The sequence below is a fragment of the Nostoc sp. UIC 10630 genome, assembly GCF_010747425.1.
GTDB lineage: Bacteria > Cyanobacteriota > Cyanobacteriia > Cyanobacteriales > Nostocaceae > Nostoc.
In genome coordinates, this window is the sequence record NZ_JAAGOG010000085.1 from 24,546 (window position 1) to 31,260 (window position 6,715).

The 6,715-nt window shown below is 36.6% G+C and carries 6 protein-coding genes; 1 reads left to right on the plus strand and 5 read right to left on the minus strand.

The features are described from left to right. Window positions 1-108 precede the first annotated feature (108 nt). From G1O98_RS19730 to G1O98_RS19750, 5 genes are all read right to left on the minus strand, one after another. A complete protein-coding gene (locus tag G1O98_RS19730; protein ID WP_163930821.1) occupies window positions 109-762 on the minus strand; it encodes a hypothetical protein in 654 nt (217 codons plus the stop codon). Window positions 763-771: 9 nt separating this feature from the next. Further along, window positions 772-1,722 (minus strand): hypothetical protein, encoded by a 951-nt coding sequence (locus tag G1O98_RS19735; RefSeq protein WP_163930823.1) that lies wholly within the window; start codon window positions 1,720-1,722, stop codon window positions 772-774. A 146-nt stretch (window positions 1,723-1,868) separates the two neighbouring features. Further along, window positions 1,869-2,126 carry a helix-turn-helix transcriptional regulator gene (locus G1O98_RS19740; protein ID WP_243458483.1) on the minus strand — a complete coding sequence of 86 codons (258 nt, stop codon included), beginning with the start codon at window positions 2,124-2,126 and terminating at the stop codon, window positions 1,869-1,871. A gap of 128 nt (window positions 2,127-2,254) precedes the next feature. Then, window positions 2,255-2,827, minus strand: a complete 573-nt coding sequence (locus G1O98_RS19745; RefSeq protein WP_163930825.1) for a helix-turn-helix domain-containing protein — start codon at window positions 2,825-2,827, stop codon at window positions 2,255-2,257. Then, entirely contained in the window at window positions 2,817-3,044 is a 228-nt protein-coding gene (locus tag G1O98_RS19750; protein WP_163930827.1) for a helix-turn-helix transcriptional regulator, read from the minus strand. Before G1O98_RS19750 ends, G1O98_RS19745 begins: the two co-directional genes overlap by 11 nt. 209 nt (window positions 3,045-3,253) lie before the next feature. On the opposite strand from G1O98_RS19750, the gene G1O98_RS19755 reads away from it, so the two are divergent. After that, window positions 3,254-6,715 (plus strand): hypothetical protein (locus G1O98_RS19755; RefSeq protein ID WP_202985806.1); only part of this gene is annotated, 3,462 nt, incomplete at its 3' end.

The following is a 6,715-nucleotide window of genomic DNA, read 5'->3' on the forward strand; positions in this document are numbered from 1 at the left end:
GATTTTGATTCACCTGATGCAGAACAATGCTCTACCTACTTTGTAAAGTTTTATTTTGAAATTATTTTATTCATAATATTCAGAAAGTGACAAAACAAGAATAAATCACTATATTGGTGGATTCAAGTTGATTAATTCTAAAGCCTGGTTTAGATTTGAGAATTGAGTTCCTCGAAGCTTTTGAGTGTTATTATCACGGCTATAAAGTACAGCTTTAAAGTTATCTCTGTCTTTGAAATTAGCAATTTCTGATAAATGATTGATATAATCTTTAAATTCAGTATATGAAACACCAACTTCATCTAAAAGAAATTTTTCAATAAATTTCTCATGAAAAGTTGGATAATCTTTCATTAATAAATTTTTAACTAATCCTGGTAAATCACCAAATTGTTTACACACTTCATCAATATAAGGAATAATATTTATACTAATATTAACATCCCCTTTAACATTTTTTTCTCTCCATGCAGCAAAATGACACTTTCGAGAAAGCGTGGCTATTTCGTCATTCAAAGTAAAGCAAAGACTCTCTCTCAGAGGCTTCCTTAATTCATCTTTCAAATTTCTTTTAGATTCTTTAAATTCAATAAGTATGTTTTTTGATCTTGTCCCAGCAAAAAAGTCAGCAAACTTTTTGTCTTGTTTCCCAGCAAAGTTCCCAAATAAAAAAATAGCATTATGCCCCCATTTTTTTTGAATTTCATCTTGAAGGGCATTAGAAAAAAATTGAGTAACCTGAGCTTCACCTATTGTATCCAATTTTTACCTCTAAAATATTCCACTATATTCAGACTCCAAAACACTCAACAATTTCTCCTCTACAGCAGTTAACCAAGGTCGATTTAGTTTTCCCAATAATTGCAACAAGCTTCTGGCTGTCTCCTCCAATGAATCGAAATATATCTTGGCAATGCGATCGCAAATCACCTGCATCTGCTGACACTCGGCAGGCAGGTAATTGTAAGATTTGAGGTGCTGCAACCCAATGGCGTACTCGCCATCCCACATTCTCACAGTGCAACTGAACTCATTTGCTTGGCTGACAATCCCCCAGCAGCCACCCTTGCCCCTAAGCTCGGGGTTATCCTTAACTAGGATTTGGCAGACTTCGCCCAACTGGTAGGTGTTTGGTATTTTGGTACGTTCCATGATGCGCTGCACAACATCTTTGACGATTCTACCACTTGGAACTTTACCACCCGCTTCCTCCACTGCCTTCTGCCAAGCTTCTCTTTGTACTTCTGGCTCTAAAGAAGCCAAAGGGCGTACTTGACGTTCATTATTTGGCAAAATTTGTAAACCATTGGTTAACATTTTTGGAGTCTGTAATTCATCCGTAGCTATTTCTTCTTTTTGTAAACCATTGGTTAACAAATTGTCCATGACTGTCGCTGCGGCAATCTTGTAGCTGGCTGCTATCCGCGTGTAACCAAACCTTTGCTTGCAATATTCTTCAAAGGTTTTGTGAGTTGAACGGTACAATTTGCGGTCGCGTAATTCCGCCAGCGCCTTCCCCGCTTCAAAAAACGCCCGTTCTACTTTCCGTTCAAGATGCAAGCGATCACTAATTTCCTGCTCGGTTAATTCTGAAACTTCGACGGCAGTGACAGTGATTGTTGCTGTAGCTGGGTTTTCTTCTTGGGTCAGGTTATCTGGTGGCGTGTCGTCACTGGATGCGGTAGAGGTGGCTTTGTTGCGCTTACGGGGTGGTTTAGTCATTATTCCACCTCTTTTGGTTCAGTGGCATTGCTTAAAGTCGATTGCAAATCAATTTTAAAAATAGAGTTTTCATAAAATGGTTCAGACTTTAGAGGAAAAAATACTTTCGACTTATTAGTTAGTAAATGCCTGTCAAAAGCAATACTTTACGATGTTTGGTCTTTTGATTTGTCTAACACATAAGTTAACAAATCACCGGGTTGGCAATTAAGAGCTTTGCAGTATTTTTCTAGCGTGTCTCTGTCTAGTCTCTCTGGCATCACCCGAATATTTTTGTGCTTGCTGACGGTTACAGGATGCAACCCTGTCATCTGGGCAAGCTTTTTATAGTCGATTTCTCTATCAGCCATCAATACAGCCAAGCGCCACTTGATCTGCATTGATTCTTCTATTGGTATCACCATATCTAACTTATACCTCCTTGTGTTTGCCCCAATGCTTACTGCGACAGTGGCACAAATCTAGTCAGCTTTCAAATGTGGTTATCTGGTGCTTGCCTAGTCTAAGTAGGTATTGCTAGGCTTTGCATATTTTAATCTGGCTCGAACTTCAATAAATCGCCTGGATTACAGTTGAGTGCTTTACAAAGTTGATTAAGTGTTTGCAGTGGAATTGATTTTCCTCCTCTCTCAATTACCGAAAGGTAAGAAGGAGTCCAATTCAAAGCCTCTGCTAGTTTCTGCTGTTGAATCCCTTGCTGATGTCGAATTTCCTTAATTCTTCCTGGAGAAACTTTAAAAGGATATAACTTGTTGAGATCAGGACAATACTTACAGATTAACTTACTTTCAAAGATGTCTAGTTGCTCTTTTGATAAATCAAACCAAGCAATTCGCCACTGCAATAAACCGTTTTTTAAAATTTTGTGATTTCTCCACCTTTCTCGAAGATTGATAGCTTTACCTATATACCGCACTTCGTTTTGTGTATCAATTACAAAATAAATACCGGAAGTAACTGGTAACTGCGATCGCTTTTCTAGTGATACAGATAGAAGTTCCAAAGGGTTTAGGGATTGAAGATCGGCTATGATAGACTGCAATCGCTCGTGAAGAGATACTGAAGGTAAAGTAAGGGGATCTATAGTTGCAAGATCAATTGCCATTTTTCGGTTCCTGGGCTGGTATCCATTTCAGCAAAATATCTGGTTGTATGTTGTATCGAGTGCAAATCGCATCCATGACATCTCTAGCAGGATACTGAGCAGAATGGTTGTATAGGTTATACGCAGTAGTCCGGCTGATACCAGTTTCCTGCCAGAACTGATAAACGCTCATACCTCTGCTGTCAACAAACTCCTTAATCCGATTTCTCATGGGCATACTTGCACTGCTAATGATCTCTTACTCATAGTTAGCTGTTATTACAAAGTAGTTAACACTAATATAAACTAATTATTCAGTTAGTTGATACTACTAAGTAAAAATACTAGATTCTCTTTTAAGTATCAGACAGTGTAAAAACATTACTTAGTCATCAAAGTTACTGTTATAACTAAATAATAAATAGAATTTTTCCTTATGGTGCCGATATGCCAGATTACAATCTCACAGGGCTATCTACCCGTTCTTTTGAGCAGTTAATTCAGGCAATTGCTATAAAGGCAGTCAGCTCTGGGGTGATTGTATATGGTGATGGCCCTGATGGCGGTCGAGAAGCTACTTTTGAAGGTGAAACTAACTATCCACAAGGCAGCAATCCTTGGAATGGATATATCGTTATCCAAGCAAAATTTAAGCAGCGCCCTCAAGATGATGCAGGAAAAGATGCAGAGTGGGCACTCGAACAACTCAAATCAGAGCTTGAAGCTTTTGCTGATTCTAAGAAGACTCGCCGAAAGCCTGAGTACTATATTTTTGCTACTAATGTTGTGTTGACTCCTGTACAGGAAAAAGGTTCAAAAGATAAAGCTTATAATCTAATTCGACAGTTCAACAAAATAGTTCCAATTAAGGGATATGATATTTGGGATTATGACAAAATTAGAACATTTCTTGACAACTTTGAGGATATTAGAAAAGCATATGCGGCTTGGATTACTCCTGGAGATGTTTTATCAGAAATAATTGCTTCAATTAAGCTAAGTAAACCAGATTTTGAGCAAATAATATCAAACTTTTTGCAAAAAGAGTTACTTGCTGATCAATATGCAAATCTTGAACAGGCTGGTCATTCAAATGAAAAAGAACGTATTCCTTTGGCATACGTCTTTACGGATTTACCTTTCTCAGATAAACGAGTAACAGAACTACTTGAAGAGGAGGCATTTTTAAATAAAGATGAGCTGAATCCAGGCATTGTGGCAAGATTTATAGAAGTATCTCAACAAAAGTTTGATTTAGAATCATTAAACACCTTAAATTCTCAACAGGGTATTGCAGAATCTCTACTATTCAAGCCACAGCCAGGAAGATTTGTTGTAATTGGAGGCCCAGGTCAAGGAAAGACGACAGTAAGCCAATTTCTGTGTCAGCTTTTCCGTGCAGCAATTTTGAAAAAAATAATTAAACCGCTTGAAATTGGCGTAAGGCAAGCTTTAACTCAATTCGAGAAACAATGCAGTAAAGAAGGAATTAAGTTACCAATAGGAGGACGCTTTCCAATACGGGTTGTCCTTAGCGAATTTGCAACAGCTTTAGCAGGTAAAAAATCTGGTCATATAAATTCTTTACTTGCCTACATAGCAGAAGAAATTTACAAAAGAACCAACAGAGAAGTATTAATAGATGATTTACGTCAGTGGCTTCAGCAATATCCTTGGCTAATTATCTTAGATGGATTAGATGAGGTTCCAGCATCTAGTAATCGAGACGAAGTACTTAGCGCAGTTCAAGATTTTTGGATAGATGCAGCCGATAGTAATGCAGATATTATGGTTGTGGCAACGACACGACCACAAGGATATAATCAAGACTTTTCTCCTGAGTTATATTGCCATATATGGTTAACACCCCTCTCTCCAGGAAGAGCGCTTTATTATGCTCACCGCCTAACAGAGGTTCGGTATGCAGATGAACCAGATCGGCAACGAAAAATAGTAACACGTTTAGAGAGAGCTGCTGAAAATGAAGCTACAACTCGCTTAATGCGTAGCCCTTTGCAAGTGACAATAATGACAGTGTTAGTAGATCGTGTAGGACAACCTCCACAAGAAAGATGGAATTTGTTTAAGGACTATTACAAAGTTATTTATGAGCGTGAGGTAGAACGGAACATTGCTGCTTCCCAAATTCTTCGTGATTATAAGGTAGACGTTGATATAATACATAAACGTGTAGGTATACTGCTTCAAATTGAGAGTGAGAAATCAGGTAGAACCGATGCACGTCTTTCATCAGAACGATTTGCTGAAATAGTGGAAGATCGTTTAATTGAGGAAGAACACGATGAAAAAGAACGCAATGCTCTCAAAAAACAAATTATTGAAGCTGCGGCAAATCGCCTTGTTTTTCTTGTTGGTCTAGAATTGGACGAAGTTGGCTTTGAAATTAGATCTCTACAAGAATTTATGGCATCTGAAGCCTTAATGGACGGAAACGAGCAGGTCGTTAGCTCTAGACTGGAAGAAATCGCATCCATTCCAAACTGGAGAAATGTCTTTCTCTTTGCTGTGGGAAAATGTTTTACTGAGAGGCAATACTTAAGAGATAAAATTTATTTCATTTGTGCTGCTTTAAATGAAACAGATGAAATTTGTAGCTTTTCGCTAGCTGGTTCACAGTTAGCTTTAGATATTATTGAAGATGGGTCATCAAGACGACAACCAAAATATTTAAGAATGTTTACACGGCTTGCGTTAAAATTACTTGATATACCGTTTGAGAGTAGCCAAATTCAACTAGCAGATGCGTATGTTAATGAGCTTGAACCTGTGTACAAAGATGAACTAGAAAAAAGAGTTATAACTCAAGATATATCCAGAAATTTAAGAGCATGGATGTGCTTAATACAATTAGCTGATACAGGTATCGATTGGGCTAAGAATCTATGCTATAGATACTGGCCACAAGAGGAAAGTCAAAAATTAGATATTCTTCAGGATTATTTTAAATTAGTTTCTCTTCCTTTTTCGTTGGAAGAATCTTGGGCTTTCTTAAAATTCAAAGAACTTTTGCCTGAAATATCGCCTTCTTCATTACGTAGATTTAACCTTGTCTCGGCTGTTTTTGAACAAAAATTACTCCTTAAAAATGTAAATAATCAAAGAAGTTTAAAGACATCTAAAGTTTCTGAAATATCTTGGTTAAATGGAATATTAGAAATTGAAGAAAGACGATTATCAGAGCGATTTGAAAGTATTCATATTCAGCTATATGGAGTACATAATGATTTTTTATATTTACTTTATTGCCCTACTTTGATGTTAGCTAATTTCCCATATACTTTAATTAAAACATTACCTTCTAATTTACATACGCACTGGAAATGTTATATTGAAATTATCAATTTTTCAGAAAATCCTTCAAAAAGATTACTTGCTCAAGCTTTAAAAAGTATTGCTAATAACTATAGCCCTGAATTCTTCCAATGGTTAAAATTCCAAACTCCTTGGCAAATTAATGCGTGTATTACAGCATCTAATAACTCATCTGAACTGTTAGAGATAGCAGCCAGAGTCGAAAACGGAGAATTAGGAGATATTGATGAATGGCTACAGGCTGAAGAAAGGTGGACTAATGAAGGGATAACAGAGTTAGATTTTATATATGTAGATAGCTTGACCTTACCTTTTAACCAAGAAATAGGAAAGTTAGGATTTCCTTTTTTTGCAAGTACCTTTCGTTACATTACTAGTAATAGTAATGACAATTTAGATTTTCTTTGTGAACTAGTTAAAATTCAGTATAAGCTTGTTACAGCTAATACATATAATTTTGTTTCTCGTATAATAATAGCTTTACTTCGTGAGTGTAACTCTAAAGAAATAGAAATAACCAATTTACTACCTTTCGAGAAGATAAAAAAAATAGTCAATAGTGTTTTAAGTAATAGA

Bases quoted from the DNA above. Each gene is read 5' to 3' on its own strand.
- G1O98_RS19735 (WP_163930823.1), bottom strand. From the start codon at position 1,722: ATGACTAAACCACCCCGTAAGCGCAACAAAGCCACCTCTACCGCATCC.
- G1O98_RS19740 (WP_243458483.1), bottom strand. From the start codon at position 2,126: ATGGTGATACCAATAGAAGAATCAATGCAGATCAAGTGGCGCTTGGCT.
- G1O98_RS19745 (WP_163930825.1), bottom strand. From the start codon at position 2,827: ATGGCAATTGATCTTGCAACTATAGATCCCCTTACTTTACCTTCAGTA.
- G1O98_RS19750 (WP_163930827.1), bottom strand. From the start codon at position 3,044: ATGCCCATGAGAAATCGGATTAAGGAGTTTGTTGACAGCAGAGGTATG.